This window comes from Paenibacillus sp. PvR133 (assembly GCF_017833155.1).
Lineage (GTDB): Bacteria > Bacillota > Bacilli > Paenibacillales > Paenibacillaceae > Paenibacillus > Paenibacillus polymyxa_B.
This window is the reverse complement of sequence record NZ_JAFIBS010000001.1, coordinates 1,174,774-1,189,939: the sequence shown is the minus strand read 5'-3', so window position 1 is coordinate 1,189,939 and position 15,166 is coordinate 1,174,774. Positions and strand designations below refer to the sequence as shown.

Here is a 15,166-nt window from a genome sequence, read left to right as displayed (position 1 = left end):
AAGTTCCGGTAAAAAGTTCGTCCGATAACAGCAAGATAGGCGTTTATACTATCAATGTAAGCGGAAACAACAGAGAGAAGGGGAATGACTATGAAGATATTAGCGATTACCTCATGTCCTAATGGAATTGCACATACGTATATGGCAGCTGAGAATCTGCAAAAGGCAGCAGCAAAGCTGGGCATCGAGATGAAGGTTGAGACACAAGGCTCCATTGGAGTCGAAAATCAACTGACCGAGCAGGAGATCCGTGAGGCAGATGGCATTATTATTGCAGCGGATAAAACGGTAGTTAAAGACCGCTTCGTCGGCAAAAAACTGCTGGTCGTTGGTGTACAGGATGGGATTCGCCGTCCGGAAGAATTGATCCAGCGGGTGATGAAGGGGAATGTGCCTGTATACCAGGCAGAGTCGCGTTCTGCCGAAAGTAGCTCACAGGAGAACAAGCCGAAACAAAATCCCATCTACCGCCACTTGATGAACGGTGTGTCCTATATGGTACCCTTCATCGTCATTGGAGGATTGCTTATTGCCATTGCGTTGACGATTGGCGGTGAGAAGACACCAGGCGGTTTGGTTATACCGGACGGTTCATTCTGGAAGACGGTTCAGGATATCGGCTCAGCTTCGTTTACCTTTATGATACCGATCCTCGCCGGATTTATCGCGATGAGTATTGCGGATAGACCGGGGCTTGCACCAGGTATGATTGGCGGATTCATTGCTGCGAACGGCAGCTTTTATGGAAGTGAGGCGGGGGCTGGATTTATCGGCGGTATTATCGCCGGTTTCCTGGCGGGTTATGTTGCACTTGGGATTCGGAAAATTAAAGTTGGCCGAGCATTACAGCCGATCATGCCTATTATAATTATCCCTGTATTGGCATCTTTAATTGTAGGATTAATCTTTGTCTTTGTGATTGGTGCTCCAGTCGCACAATTGTTTGAAGCTTTAACAGGTTGGCTTGCAGGTATGCAAGGTACAAGTTCAATTCTATTGGCATTGATTCTAGGTGCGATGATCTCCTTCGATATGGGTGGACCTGTGAACAAAGTCGCTTTCTTATTCGGTTCGGCTATGATCGGCGAAGGGAATTATGAAATTATGGGGCCAATCGCCGTTGCGATTTGTATCCCGCCAATTGGGATGGGACTTGCAGCGATGATCAACAAACGTAAATTTGCACCTGAAGAACGCGAGGCTGGGAAGGCAACATTCACGATGGGGTTGTTCGGTATTACCGAAGGTGCGATTCCATTCGCGGCGCAAGATCCACTGCGTGTTATTCCCAGTATCATGGTAGGGTCCATGGTCGGCTCTGTCATCGCCATGTTGGGAAATGTAGGTGATAAGGTAGCTCACGGTGGACCGATTGTAGCTGTACTTGGTGCAGTGGACCATGTGCTTATGTTCTTCATCGCCGTTATTGTCGGTGTAGCCGTATCGGTTGTCTTGGTGAGCTTGCTGAAAAAGGATATTGCAGCAACTGTAACTTCGGATGTTGCTGGGGAAGCGATGCCTGGACATTCTACCGCAGGAGCTGGACAATCTGCGATTACTACAATGGCCGCTGCGGAGTCATCTGCCTCAACAACTGTCACAAATAACGGGCCAGCCGTGTCTTCGCAGGCCATTCACATTGAGAAACTGACGGATATTGTAACAATGGATCTGATTAATTTGGATCTGGAAGGAACGACACGAGATGCTGTAGTTGATGAAATGATCGGAGCACTTGAGAGAACTGGAGCCGTAAGCTCTGCGAGTGATTTCAAACAGGCAATATTAGCCAGAGAGGAAGAAGGCTCCACAGGCATTGGAATGAATATTGCCATTCCTCATGGCAAATCGGAAGCTGTCCTGAAGCCAAGCGTGGTCTTCGGCATCAAGCAGGGTGGTGTTGACTGGAATAGTGCAGACGGAAGTGAAGCAAAACTGATCTTCATGATTGCCGTACCGCGCAACAGCAAGGAAAATGCGCATTTAAAAGTGCTGCAAATGTTATCACGTAAGCTGATGGACGATCATTTCAGAGAGGCGCTTCTAGCAGCTGCAACGAAGGAAGAAGCATATCAATTGCTGGATCAGGTGCATTAATTCAATGCGATAAGAACTTGAATCAAAGAAAAGAGGCTCCCGAAGTTTCAGCCGGGAGCCTCTTTTTTTGAGAAGGTCTTTGCGTAAGTCAGCGGCGTTCACCGCGTGATATAAGTATGATGCCGAGAAATACAAAACCTGCACCAGCCAGATGAGCCAATGAGAAGGATTCACGGAGGATGATATAGGACAGCAGTAGTGTGCTGACGGGAATACAACCCGTGTATACAGCTGCTGTACTAGCCGATACCCTTGACACGCCCCGGAACCATAATACGTAGGCTAATGCGGTGACAAAGATACCATAATATAAGACAAGCCCAATATCCCCTGCCCCAACGTGGTTAAAGTTGAACTGTTGGGCCTCCCCGAAGGAACAACCCAGAAACATAAGGAATGAAAAGAGTGTTATATACATAGTCCCAAGCAGGGAAGAGACATCGCTGGATAGCATCTTGCGTAATACCGTTAGTGCCGCTTCTCCGAACACAGCAGACAGAACAAGCAGCATGCCAATGAACGAGGTTGCGTTGGGAGCATTGAACCAGAGCGCCGATATGTGAGGCACTTGCAACGCCAAAACACCGAGCAGAGAACAGGCAATCCCGAGACCGGGGCGTAGCGTGATCTTTTCTCTCAGCAGTATATACGAAAGAAGTGCAACGATAGCTGGGGTCAAGCTTGTTAAAATTCCGCTTTCGGAAGCAGAGGCGTAGGCCAGCCCGTACAGCATTAGGACGCGGAAGAGAAACATGCCGATCAGGGCCTGAATGAACAGGATTAAGGCATCCCGTTTGCTGATCCTTAGTGAATATTTCTTGATGAATACAATGGGTACCAAGAACAGAAGGGCAACGGCCAGACTGGCAGATTGCGATAAAAAAACAGGCAGCCGCATCACGACCAGTTTACCGACTACTACAGAACTGCCGACAATGGAGGTTGCGATCACTAATTCCATGTAAGTCGAAAAGGTTGGTTTGTTCATTTCATCTCACCTCTTGTACAGATATTGATATATACTGTAGCAATAGAAACTGGGCACTTGTAGGTCCAGTTGAAGAGGTTTTTGACAGTACCGCTTGAGGGGGCAACCTATGTGGTTATCTATCGATAAGAATGTGACAGTTCCGATGCTGCGTCAGGTGTATCAAGCGATACGGGACCGTATTTTAGCCGGAGAACTGCATGCAGGATATAAACTTCCTTCGACCCGGGTGCTGGCCTTACAGTTGAATGTTTCCCGGAATGTTATCCTCGAAGCTTATGAAATGCTGCTAGCCGAAGGCTTAGCCATTGCGCGCTCGGGTTCAGGTACCTATGTAGCCGAGGGGGCCGTTCTTCCAGGTTATGTATCCGCACCGCCTATCGAGGCGTCTGCGTCTGCAATGAATACTTCATATTCAAATGAGGAGTCGGTAATATCCTTCCGGACAGGCCTCCCCGCATTGGAATTGTTCCCGCGCAAATCATGGGCCGACTTGCTTCAGAGCGTATGCAAAGAGGCTCCTGATCTGGCACTGGGTTATGGCGACCCTGCTGGAGAGCCTGAGTTACGAAGGGAGCTGGCCGACTATTTGGTTCACACCAGAGGAGTGAAAGCCAGACCGGAACATATTGTAATCACAAGCGGAGCAGTACAAGCGATTCAGCTTGTCACCCGTCTGTTACTGTCAGCTGGAGACGAAGTTCTGGTAGAGGAACCGACAAATGAAGATTTAAAAAGCATTCTGTCGGCTACAGGGGCCACACTGCGGAGCATGCCTGTTGATGATTCGGGAGTTATAACAGCCGATCTGCCGCAAAAGAGACACCCCAAGCTGGCATATCTGACACCCTCGCACCAGTTCCCGCTGGGAGGTATCTTGCCGATCCAAAGGCGGATCGAGCTTATCCAGTATGCAGCCCGGACAGGATGCCTGCTGCTCGAAGATGATTATGACAGTGAGTTCCGGTATGATGGGGCGCCCGTCCACTCCTTGCAGAGTCTGAATTCAGAACGGGTGCTATATGTCGGGACGTTTAGCAAAATTCTGTTCCCCGCACTGCGGATCGGCTATATTGTTCTTCCCCCGTCACGAGTCGCTGATTTTATCCGTTTAAAGCAACTGGCGGATTACCAGACAGCGAGCCTGGAGCAAATTGTGTTGAGTCGGTATATCAGGAAGCGACTCCTTCATAAGCATGTACATAAGATGAAAAAAGTGTACGCCAAGCGTCGTCAGGTCCTGCTTGATAGCCTGGAGCAGCAATTTACAGGGCAATACCGGGTATGTGGCCGATCGGCTGGTTTACATTTGGTAGCAGAGTTTCAGTTCCCACTCCGAGAGAATTTGCTAGAACATCTCCGTAGCGAAAATGTATTTGCGGCACAGCTCGAAGGGAATCGACTGCTAATGGGCTACGGGCATCTAAGGGAAAACGAAATTCGTGAAGGGGTTAGCAGGATTAGGAATGCCCTGCAACGGTAGTACACGCAAAAGCAGCCTATCCTTGGGTGAGGATAGGCTGCCCTTTTCATAACAAGATATCGTGTTCCATGATCACTATTCATACGAGGTTTGAGCCATGTAATCGCTACATAAAGTCAAAAAAATAACGGATCACGTGAAAAAAGACGGGCGAGGTGTAGGTCAAGCTATCCACCCGACTTAAATAGCTTTTTTTCAAAGCATCGAACTTATCATCATCGCCGATTAATAAATCCCGCTTCAGCACAGAAACCGTTAAGCTACCGAAGAAACCGCTCAAGCTGATCAGCATGCCGAAAATAATTCCAAATTTCAGGTCAAACGGCGTCAGATAGGGATAGATAAGATAGGAAGCCGCTATGGTTACGGGAAAAGCGAATGCAAAGCCTTCCCAAGTTATATTGGGATTGGATGTCGGGACGATTTTCCGCTTTCCGAAATAGAGTGATGCTAGATAGTGTACGACATCATTGAGCTGCGTCAGTACCACTAGAAAAAGTACAAGTTTTGCTCCGTATTGCGGCGTAGCAAACTGAAAATAGGCCAGATGACTCAACCCGAAAACCATCAGCATGAGCCCCCATTGGGTCGAACTGACACTGCGCAAAAAACCAACCGTTCCTTTGTTGATCAATCGCGGGAGCGGTAGCAGTAAGAATACATAGATAGGGATAAAGACAATAAACATTCCGTACCACCCGATATAAATCCAATAAAATTGTACGGGAATCGCTAAGTACGCCCATAGAAACAATCTGCGATCAGCTTTTCTGGATCTAATCATGGAAAAGTATTCTTTTAGCGCAAAAAAGGTGAGTGCCATCAAGGAAAGCAGTGAAACGATCGGATTGAAAAGAGTTGCCAAGCAAAAGATAAAGAACATACCCCACCATGTCTTGATGCGAAGCCCAATAGCTGCATAGTCTTTGTCTGGCTGTGTTTTGACTACCACTATATAAATCAGATGGATGACCAATAAGGCTGCGAAAATAAGGATTAACGTTAATAGCGAACTGTCCATTACCACTCACCAACTTATCGCGAAATAGGATTCCATTAAGGTTCCTATGTTATTATGAAGGAATAATTCAAACTTGATAAGGGGAAATTTCGTAAATGGTAGCAGATCAATCCGTCTTTATCTTGCTTACGAATACGGGAACGTTTCTTACGAGAGTCATTAAAAGCTATACGAGAGCGCCATACAATCACGCCTCCATTTCCTTCAACCGGGAACTTTCGGAGTTATACAGCTTCGGGAGAAAGACCCCTAATAACCCTCTGGATGGTGGTTTCGTGAAAGAGGATATTAAGACAGGTACATACAGCAGATTTCCGAATACAACATGTGTTATCTACGAGCTTCAAGTAACCGACCGTGAAGTTGAAAAAATGAAGCGAGTTTTACATGTATTTATCCGAAGTCGTCAAAAATATATGTATAACTTACTGGGTTTGATTGGTATTGCACTCAAAGAACCAGTCGAGTTCAGCAATTCTTATTTTTGTTCGCAATTCGTCGCAGAAATTTTACAGCGATCCGGCATAAAAATATGGAACAAGCTGCCCGCTCTTGTTACGCCAGACGATTTTCGGCAAAGTGATCGATTCCATTTGATCTACGAGGGGAAATTGAGCGAGTATGATCCTCAAGCTTGAGGACCAGCACCGCATTACTTAAACCTCTTCCGGCACAATTACCTCAATATGACGTGGTAAAATACCAAGCTCGATAGGCAAAGACGGCCCTTCCTCACCATCTACATTCGTACTGACCGGTTCAGCGGAGCTGACACTTACATGCTTTGCGGTAAAGTAAACGATATCACTATGATCCTTCAGGTTGCCTAAAAATAAGGATATGCTGGCCGTCACGGTGTTCAATATATTGAGGTTTTTGAAAATAAAGCAGTGAAGCAGACCATCGTCAACAGCCGCATCGGGCGCCAGTTTCTCGAATCCGCCAACTGAGTTGGTTAACGTAGCCAAAAGGAGTGGGGATTTGCCTTCCCAGGTCTTGTCATCATAGCGGACGATAAGTGAGTGGGCAGGATGGCTGATAAGCTCTTTCATGCCTTCTTTGAAGTAGGCAAACGTGCCAAACATGGATTTATCGTCTGATGATACAGCTGAGAGCGATTCAGCAAGCGAACCTGTGGCAACCACATTGGCAAACATTCGGCCGTTTAAGAGGCCCATATCTACGTTTTTCACGCGGGCAGAAGTCAGTGTACGGATCGCCAGCTCAGGACTTAGCGGAATGTGTAAGGCACGGGCAAAATCATTGACTGTCCCAAGGGGGATGACACCCAGTCTTGGACGGTGGTCTTGATCAATGAAGCCGTTGATGGTTTCGTGAAGTGTGCCATCCCCACCGATGGATACGACTAGGTCACAAGCTTCCTCACACGCATTAACGCAAAAACGGGTGGCGTCCAGTTCCTTTGCCGTTTCTTTAACCGTAACAACGTATCCTTGGTCACGTAGAATTTCTTCTACGTTTCTGACATGTTGGAGAGATTCCTCTTTGCCGGAAGAGGGATTTACAATGACCATAGCTTTTTTCATATACATGTTCCTTTCTCTGGGGAGAGTTTGTTGTACCAACTCTTACCCGAAAAGCAGACCTTTAGACTCTAGATTAGACATGCGTTATATTTTTAGTTACTATATAAAAGTAAATACAATCTGAATGGAGGATTTCATATGAAAATCGCATTAACAGGAGCAACGGGGCAATTGGGTTCCATCGTGGTAGATACGTTGCTTACATCTGTCTCCACAAACGATCTTATTGTTAGTGTAAGAAATCCAGAAAAAGCAGAGAACTTACGGTCTCGTGGCGTTGAGGTTCGTCATGGCGACTTTGATAAACCGGAGACGCTGGATCAGGCGTTTGCTGGAGTAGACCGATTGCTGATTATATCCGCAGACGGGGATAATGATACTAGAATCCGTCAGCATAAAGCGGCTGTTGATGCTGCTGTACGTGCTGGAGTAGGCTTCATCGCCTATACTAGCGCTGCCAATGCCGCTGACAGCACTCTATTCCTTGCCCCCGTACATCGCATCACGGAGGAGTTCATTCGTGAGTCAGGCATTCCTTACTCCTTCCTGCGTAATAATTGGTATCTGGAGAATGAGGCAGGCACGATCCAATCCGTACTCGCGGGGGCTCCTTGGCTAACCTCGGCAGGGTCCGGTAAAGTAGGTTGGGCTACCCGCGCAGATTATGCGCAAGCAGCTGCAACCGTTTTGTCTGGCGAAGGGCATGAGAATACAATATACGAGCTCTCCGGTAAGCCGATTACCCAAGAAGAGTTTGCAGCGGTACTTGCTGAGGTTCTGGGCAAAGACGTTCCTGTACAGCAGGTGGATGATGCTACGTATGCCGAGGTTATGCTCGGTGCGGGAGTCCCGGAAGGTGCAATCCCTATTGTGGTCGGTATTCAACAAGCGATTCGTGAAGGAGCCTTGGATGTCGTAAGCAACGATTTCGAGAAGCTGTTGAAACGCCCCCTTACGCCGCTTAGCCAAGGAATTAGTGAACTGATCAAGCAAACCCAAGCATAATAAACGTACCGTAGAGTACAATTTCAACATATGATACTGCTTATGACTAAAACGGATGCTGCCTAGAGAGGCCAGCATCCGTTTTAGTTACATGTTCACCCTCTGGGTATTTTCAGAGGCAGGGCGCTTACGTATCGGTACAAAACTCAGATTAATTTTATCCATGAGTGGAATCGTGACTGTTTATCCAATATACTTGTAGGGAACTCCAAGGGAGACTTGGAGCAGGCTTGGTCTATCAAGGAAGTTTAGCATAGCAGTAGAATTTGAAAATGAATGGAGTACATAATACCATGTCTAATTTACCAAATTGTCCTGAATGTAATTCAGAATACACTTATGAGGATCGCAGTCTTTTCATTTGCCCGGAATGCGCTCATGAGTGGTCTACCGAGTCAGAAGCAAGCAGTGAAGACGTAAAGGTTGTTAAAGATGCGAATGGTAACATCCTGCAGGATGGTGACTCTGTAACTGTCATTAAAGACCTTAAAGTGAAGGGAAGCTCATCCGTCTTGAAAATCGGCACCAAAGTAAAAAACATCCGTCTGGTGGATGGCGATCACGATATTGACTGCAAAATTGATGGTTTTGGAGCAATGAAGCTAAAATCGGAGTTTGTAAAAAAGAATTAAAATGTAAGAAAGGAGAAGCCGAGGGCTTCTCCTTTTTTATGTTTATAATGGTGCTAACCATACGGTTCCTGTTCCCCTGTACACATTTACTAGCCCTTCGCCGGAAGCAGCCGAGCCCATTTTGGTTTTCCCGGATTTTTCGACGGTGAACTGTAAGGTATTGGACCACATGAGGGCAAAGTTACCATCCACCTTCAGCACATCATTTTGCAATTCTATAACGACCGCTTCCTCAGAAGGGATTGGAGCTTGAAGTGCCAGAACTCCTTTTCCGCGGGCGCTTAAATTAAATAACCCTTCTCCACCCAGTGCAGCAGAGGAAAGATTACTACGTGCAACGACGGAAATGTCCAGCGTCGTGTCACAAGCCAAAAACAAGCCGTCTTCGATGGCAATATCATCATTGTCCACATCAATAAGCCAAATATATTGGTAGGTAGGCTCCAGCATGATGGTACCCGTGCCTTTATAGTGTGGTTTAATGGCACCTGTCCCGGTTACAGCACCGGACACCAAGTTTCGCATTAAGCCTCCAACGCCTTTTACACCGGTAGTCATTTCCATGCTACCCACAGTATATTGCATGGCTCCCGCCTTCATCATAATCTCACTATTGTTGATTTCGATCATGAGTTGTTTGCGGCGCATATTACTTTTGCTCATATAGTAATTGTTTTTCGCAGCCTCCACCGAGGTGGAACTCAAATCTGTTATGTATTCCAGTACCGTAAATCCGCCTAATTGGTCAGTGATGGCAACATTGCTGTTATCCTTTAAATTGTTAATGACAAAAGCCATAAATGTATGTGCCTCCTTGTTGTATTCATGTTGTGGGATGGGAATCTTCTTTATTCCATACAATATTCGACAAAGAGACTTCTTTTCCTGCGGCGAATCTAGACACTTCCCTTGGCTGGTTTTCAGACTCAGAAAAAGAGAGCTTGAAAAAGATGCAAAAAAGGTTCAATATAAAGATATCGGTTTTTAAAATGATTGACTTCGAAAGCAGCCGTATGAGAATAGGGCATGAAAATAGGGGGTAGAACAAGTGGAGATAGGGATAAGCACGTTTGTAGAAACAACGCCGGATCCCCAAACGGGTGAGGTCATCAGTCATGCACAACGAATACGTGAAGTTGTCGAGGAGATTGTGCTTGCAGATCAGGTAGGGCTGGATGTGTACGGCGTGGGGGAGCATCATCGTAAAGATTATGCAGCATCTGCTCCGGCTGTTATCCTCGCTGCTGCTGCTGCGCAGACCCAACGAATTCGGTTAACCAGTGCAGTTACGGTGCTTTCATCGGATGATCCCGTACGTGTGTTTCAGGATTTTGCTACATTGGACGGCATTTCGAATGGACGAGCTGAGATTATGGCAGGCCGGGGTTCTTTTATCGAATCGTTCCCGTTATTTGGGTATGATTTGGATAACTACGATGAGTTATTCGATGAAAAGCTGGAGCTGTTATTGAAAATCCGAGAATCCGAGAAAGTTACCTGGAAAGGCGGACATCGGCCGGCAATCAACAATTTGGGTGTGTACCCGCGTCCAGTTCAAAATCCGTTGCCCGTATGGATTGGGAGTGGGGGTAATCAGGAATCTGTGGTTCGTGCAGGCTTGCTCGGATTGCCGTTGGTTCTGGCGATTATTGGGGGTAGTCCTGTACAGTTTGCCCCGTTGGTGGAACTGTATAAAAAAGCCGCTAGGCATGCCGGTCATGAAGCATCGCTGCTTCCGGTTGCATCACACTCACATGGTTTTATCGCAGAGACGACTGAGCTGGCAGCGGATAAGTTCTTCCCTTCCACCCAGCAGAGCATGAATGTGCTTGGGCGTGAACGGGGTTGGGGTCCTTACACTCGCTCCAGCTTCGATGCCGCACGCAGCTTTGAAGGAGCGTTGTATGTAGGAGATTCCGACACGGTTGCCAAGAAAATCATCCATCTGCGTAAACAGGTAGGCATTACACGTTTTCTGCTCCACGTACCCGTCGGGACGATGCCGCATGATGATGTCATGAGAGCTATTGAGCTATTGGGAACAGAGGTAGCACCACGGGTGCGTGAAGAGATATCCAAGTGGGAATCCGAGAGTAAATAAGCGGGTTACCTCATAGATAAAAGAGAAAGGAGCAGGCCATGGGGGTGAGGTCGCTCCTTTTTTGGGTTCTAAAAAACTATATGTGAGCTGATAGATCGTTGTTTATTTTGTCCGTTTTTTATGCGTGATGCGTTTCTGTAATTGAGGCTTCCCTTGTTTTAGTCTCTTAGGTGTTGCAGGAACTCTGCGCAAAATAGGTTTCTCTTGGGTTGCTTTGGAAGGCAATGTCATGCGGAGTGTGGAAGATGCAGGTTTTCTTTGACTGCTGCTCGTTACAAAGTTGATAGTATAGTCGAAGACGAACGGGCTAACTGCGATTCTCCGCAGTCCCACGCTTCTACAAGTGGTACAGCCTGTATCCCAGCACCAATTGAAGGCATTCTCAGGAACTTGAGTGAAATATGAACCCCGCCATTCGCGTCCAAAATCATCTTCAGCGTAATAAAAGAACGTATTACCTCCTGCGAAGCCGCTCCACAACTGAACAGTCTGTCCGGGGTTAACGCGGTACCAGCCTGTTTTAGAGTAGTTAACAGGACTACAGCTGAAGTCCGGGTAGGCGAAGACCACAAAGATAGCCGCACTAGTACTGTTGCGAAAATTGAGACCCATTGTCGTCACTTCTTTCCTCATATAGTAATTTACAGTGTATCCTATGAGAGTTTTGAAAGAAGGGAACGGACAGGAGTCTCTTAATCACTAAAATTAAACCATTTGCTGATGTCTATTTTGTGATGTTCATTCATAGATCGCCATTCATTCGTATCTGGTTGATAGATATAATCTTTTTGCCAGGTCGTGATGTTTTCCACGATTGCTCGTAAGGAAGAGGCGATATAGGAGACTTCCTGATTCGTCATCATGGGATGGAGCGACAGACGCACCCAGCCGGGTTTTCGAGATAAGTCTCCCGCATGGATCAGGTCTGTCATTTGTTTAGATGTTTGCTGGTCGATGCCCAGCAAATAATGTCCGTAGGGGCCTGCACAAGAGCAGCCGCCCCGGACCTGAATGCCAAACCGATCATTCAATAGTTTTACAATCAGGTTATAGTGAATATGGCCGACAACGAAAGAAACGATTCCCATTCGTTCTTGGCTGCTTCCTCCTAAAATGTGTAGCCCTGGTATGGTATTCAAGCTTTTTAGTAATAATGATGTTACTTCCTTTTTGCGCTCCAACATGCGGTTGTATCCCATTTGCTCCTTCAGCCGAATGCAGAGCGCCGTTCGAACGGCCTGTAGAAAGGCAGGCGTCCCTCCATCCTCGCGGGCTTCAGTATTATCTTTATACTCGTATCCACCCCAAGGATTGGTCCAGCTAACTGTGCCCCCTCCTGGCTGATCTGGAGCACAATTGAGGCACAGCCTCGAATCCATAATTAAAACGCCGCTTGTACCGGGACCCCCAAGAAATTTGTGGGGTGAAAATACAATCCCATCCAGCTTCTCAAGGGGATCTGTGCGGTGCATGTTGATCTCGGTATAAGGTGCGCTTGCCGAAAAATCAACGAAACAAACGCCGCCATGTTCGTGCATTTTGCGGGCTAGCTGGTAAATCGGCACTTCGAACCCTGTAACATTGGAGCAGGCGGTAAAGGCGCCGATTTTGATAGGGCGATGCCGGAATTGAAGCAGCAGTCGTTCGAGATGAGTTGGATCGACCATCCCGCCAGGACCTGGAGGAAGACACACAACGTCTCCAATGGTTTCTGCCCAGGAAATATGATTGGAGTGGTGCTCCATGTGTGTAACGAAAATAACGGGACGTTCTTTTTCGGCGATGGGGTAGAGGGGCTTTAAATTTTCATGTATTTTCAATCCTAACAGTCGCTGAAGCTTATTCACTGCACCTGTCATACCAGACCCGGCGAACAGGATGATATCATGTTCATTGGCATGAACGTGGTTTTTAATGATTTGTTTCGCTTCTTCATAGGCTTGGGTCATCAGAGTTCCTGTCAAATTAGACTCCGTATGTGTGTTCGCCACGAAAGGACCTAATTCATTTGCTATTTTCGACTCGATGGGTCCATACAGACGGCCGCTGGCTGCCCAATCCGCATAAATCAGCTTTTTTTGCCCATATGGAGATTCAAAGGTCTGGTGATATCCGATTGTACTTTCACGATACCTTTGAAAATAAGCCTCGTTAGAAGGCTGATACCTACAATTACTGCTTCCAATTCGAGCCATGAGCATACGGCGCCTCCCAAGTCGTTCTGTCTTCTTAGGGTACGTAGGTAGGCCCGAATGGGTTAAAAAAAATAGGCGAGTGTCATCATTTAGTCACAATAAAAGCCTCATCCAAAAGCGGGATAAGGCAGTAGGTCTATCTTATATAAACAACTGCATATCGGATTCGAGCGCATCTTTTAGATACGTTTTGGCCTCGATAATTTCCAGTTCAGGTATAAATTCTTCCGGTTTAAAACCCATAATATCGACCGATAGCTTACAGGCATAAAATTTTACATTTTTCTTTCGCGCTCCTTTCAAGAAATGAATGAGCTTCGGGGCTTCATTATCTTCGATCATTTCCGTCAGCATCAGCTTGCCAAGGCCGCTAAAATTCATTTTGGATAATGGCAGCTCTTCGGGTCCTTTTGGAGTCATCCAGCCCATGATTTTTTCATAAATCGTCTTGTCCTCAAACGTCATCTTGTCAGGGTCACGAACCAGAAATAGTCCCCAGAACGCAAAAAACATCGTCACGTCCACGTCCAATTCCCGTGCCGTATTTGCCAGAATCAGTCCAGCCATTGCCTTATCATAATCGCCGCTGAACATAAGCAGATTCATCCTTTTATCCATAATTCCCGCCTCCATTACCAACAGATATATTCAGTATGGATTTGGGAATGAGAAGTATGCCCAGTTCACATATTGCTCACAATTTATGGAGTGGGTGTTGCCAAGAAATTTTTAGCGTTGCTTTTCATATGGAGATAAAGGGCCGGATGCTTTCTTTCAGTGAAGTGAGCGGACCACCGATCAACTGTTCCAAATCATCCGACGTGGAGCGCGTATCTATTTTGCTCAAGAACCCAAATATCCAATTTTTGATTTGGGGGTCATGACGGAGGGAGACGGATCTGCCTGTAAGCTCGGTCAAAGCTGCTGTCAAGTCTGAAAAGGTCCAGGGACTGGAGGAGACAAATTCATATTTCTTGTTCTTATGGCGGTCTGGATCGGATAGCACTGCTGCGATCCCTCTGGCAAGATCCCAACGCGTGACGGTGTTAAATTTCCACTCTCCAGGGTAAATATCGAGTGCGCCCTTCGCTATGGCGGCGTTCAGGTCAAGAGTTTTGACAAAATCAGTATATAATGCATTCCGTAGAAAAGTGTAAGGAATTCCAGTGGTACAAATGGCGTGTTCTGTAGCCAAATGCAGATTGGAAAGGGGGATAGAGCTGGCTTCAGAAAAGGCAAAGCTGGTGTATAAAATGTGTTCTACTTCACATTTTTTAGCTGCTTCTATGATATGGGTATGTTGACGAATACGAATCGTATCGTCGGGATGTGAACTTGAAATCAACAACAGTTGGGAAGCACCCGCGAATGCTTGCTCAAGTGAATCGGGTTGATCGTAGTCACCCAATCGTACTGTAATTCCCTGTGCCTCATAGTGTTTTCCGGTTTCAAGGTGGCGAACACAAGCGGTAATTTCATGAGGTGAGACTTTTTGAAGGAGCTGTTGTATGATTAGGCTCCCCAATTGACCATTGGCTCCAGTAATAACAATTGACATGGAATATCATCCTTTTTATACAAATGGGATTTTAGTTTAGGACTTAACCAATTGAGTAAAAAAGCTGCATTACGTCCTCTTTAATTTGTTGAGCAGGGAAAGGAGCTGCTTCAATTCCTGATCATTCAACACTTGCATTTTTTCCTCAATCCTCTGCCGGTTTTCGGGTAAATTACGCAACAGGAGGCTTTGCCCTTCACTTGTTATAGAAATTACCGATTTTCTGCCGTCCATGGGATGGCCTTCCCGACGAATGAACCCTTCGTTTTCGAGCGGGGTGAGCAGCAGGCTAATATTTGATTTGGTGACTCCGATCCTTTGGGCGAGCACAGATGGGAGAATTGTGCCTCCTTCCTTCATGATTTCAACTAGAATTCGAATTCTGGCTCCATTGGTTCCCTTCGAATGCCAGTATTTTTCTGAGACATCAACTAATCCGGCTGTCGTTTCCACCAGTGAAAAGAAAACCAGAGAATGCAGCGGCAAATCAAGTACATAATCCTGTAGGTCTTTCAAACGATCACCACCATAAATGTAGT

At 46.5% G+C, this 15,166-nt stretch carries 15 protein-coding genes; 6 read left to right on the top strand and 9 right to left on the bottom strand.

Annotation, left to right across the window (positions count from 1 at the left end; genetic code table 11):
- The first annotated feature begins 90 nt into the window (after positions 1-90).
- Positions 91-2,097 carry a PTS fructose transporter subunit IIABC gene (locus tag JOE49_RS05285; protein WP_209940690.1) on the top strand — a complete coding sequence of 669 codons (2,007 nt, stop codon included), beginning with the start codon at positions 91-93 and terminating at the stop codon, positions 2,095-2,097.
- Between the two features lie 88 nt (positions 2,098-2,185).
- Here the strand turns inward: JOE49_RS05285 and JOE49_RS05280 are convergent, their stop codons facing one another.
- Positions 2,186-3,085: a DMT family transporter gene (locus tag JOE49_RS05280; RefSeq protein ID WP_209940689.1), complete on the bottom strand. Its 900-nt coding sequence runs from the start codon at positions 3,083-3,085 to the stop codon at positions 2,186-2,188.
- A 109-nt stretch (positions 3,086-3,194) separates the two neighbouring features.
- Between JOE49_RS05280 and pdxR the strand changes: the two genes are divergently transcribed.
- A complete protein-coding gene (gene pdxR / locus JOE49_RS05275; RefSeq protein ID WP_209940688.1) occupies positions 3,195-4,568 on the top strand; it encodes a MocR-like pyridoxine biosynthesis transcription factor PdxR in 1,374 nt (457 codons plus the stop codon).
- Between the two features lie 106 nt (positions 4,569-4,674).
- Here the strand turns inward: pdxR and JOE49_RS05270 are convergent, their stop codons facing one another.
- Positions 4,675-5,589, bottom strand: coding sequence for a phosphatidate cytidylyltransferase (locus tag JOE49_RS05270; RefSeq protein ID WP_025719205.1), 915 nt, complete (start codon positions 5,587-5,589; stop codon positions 4,675-4,677).
- Between the two features lie 95 nt (positions 5,590-5,684).
- On the opposite strand from JOE49_RS05270, the gene JOE49_RS05265 reads away from it, so the two are divergent.
- A complete protein-coding gene (locus tag JOE49_RS05265; protein WP_023991046.1) occupies positions 5,685-6,227 on the top strand; it encodes a hypothetical protein in 543 nt (180 codons plus the stop codon).
- A gap of 18 nt (positions 6,228-6,245) precedes the next feature.
- On the opposite strand, the gene JOE49_RS05260 is transcribed toward JOE49_RS05265, so the two are convergent.
- Positions 6,246-7,136, bottom strand: coding sequence for a diacylglycerol/lipid kinase family protein (locus JOE49_RS05260; RefSeq protein WP_209940687.1), 891 nt, complete (start codon positions 7,134-7,136; stop codon positions 6,246-6,248).
- Positions 7,137-7,274: 138 nt separating this feature from the next.
- Here JOE49_RS05260 and JOE49_RS05255 point away from each other — a divergent pair, with 138 nt between their 5' ends.
- Together JOE49_RS05255 and JOE49_RS05250 are read left to right on the top strand one after the other, a co-directional pair.
- The gene (locus JOE49_RS05255) at positions 7,275-8,141 is read left to right on the top strand and encodes an SDR family oxidoreductase (protein WP_209940686.1); all 867 of its coding nucleotides are present in this window, start codon (positions 7,275-7,277) and stop codon (positions 8,139-8,141) included.
- Between the two features lie 293 nt (positions 8,142-8,434).
- A complete protein-coding gene (locus tag JOE49_RS05250) occupies positions 8,435-8,773 on the top strand; it encodes a zinc ribbon domain-containing protein YjdM (RefSeq protein WP_013312677.1) in 339 nt (112 codons plus the stop codon).
- A 42-nt stretch (positions 8,774-8,815) separates the two neighbouring features.
- On the opposite strand, the gene JOE49_RS05245 is transcribed toward JOE49_RS05250, so the two are convergent.
- Positions 8,816-9,571, bottom strand: a complete 756-nt coding sequence (locus tag JOE49_RS05245) for an AIM24 family protein (protein WP_068939217.1) — start codon at positions 9,569-9,571, stop codon at positions 8,816-8,818.
- A gap of 250 nt (positions 9,572-9,821) precedes the next feature.
- Here JOE49_RS05245 and JOE49_RS05240 point away from each other — a divergent pair, with 250 nt between their 5' ends.
- Positions 9,822-10,874, top strand: a complete 1,053-nt coding sequence (locus tag JOE49_RS05240; RefSeq protein ID WP_209940685.1) for an LLM class flavin-dependent oxidoreductase — start codon at positions 9,822-9,824, stop codon at positions 10,872-10,874.
- Positions 10,875-10,976: 102 nt separating this feature from the next.
- On the opposite strand, the gene JOE49_RS05235 is transcribed toward JOE49_RS05240, so the two are convergent.
- The 5 genes from JOE49_RS05235 to JOE49_RS05215 all read right to left on the bottom strand — a co-directional run bounded on the left by JOE49_RS05235 (position 10,977) and on the right by JOE49_RS05215 (position 15,143).
- On the bottom strand, positions 10,977-11,486 hold the full coding sequence (locus JOE49_RS05235) for a DUF1036 domain-containing protein (RefSeq protein WP_160788402.1): 510 nt from the start codon (positions 11,484-11,486) through the stop codon (positions 10,977-10,979).
- Between the two features lie 80 nt (positions 11,487-11,566).
- Entirely contained in the window at positions 11,567-13,075 is a 1,509-nt protein-coding gene (locus JOE49_RS05230) for an aminotransferase class V-fold PLP-dependent enzyme (protein ID WP_209940684.1), read from the bottom strand.
- Between the two features lie 135 nt (positions 13,076-13,210).
- Complete coding sequence (locus tag JOE49_RS05225) at positions 13,211-13,687, bottom strand: DsrE/DsrF/DrsH-like family protein (protein WP_023991039.1); 477 nt, start codon at positions 13,685-13,687, stop codon at positions 13,211-13,213.
- Positions 13,688-13,811: 124 nt separating this feature from the next.
- Positions 13,812-14,627 carry an NAD(P)H-binding protein gene (locus tag JOE49_RS05220; RefSeq protein WP_160788331.1) on the bottom strand — a complete coding sequence of 272 codons (816 nt, stop codon included), beginning with the start codon at positions 14,625-14,627 and terminating at the stop codon, positions 13,812-13,814.
- A gap of 69 nt (positions 14,628-14,696) precedes the next feature.
- Complete coding sequence (locus JOE49_RS05215; protein WP_160788330.1) at positions 14,697-15,143, bottom strand: MarR family winged helix-turn-helix transcriptional regulator; 447 nt, start codon at positions 15,141-15,143, stop codon at positions 14,697-14,699.
- Positions 15,144-15,166 lie beyond the last annotated feature (23 nt).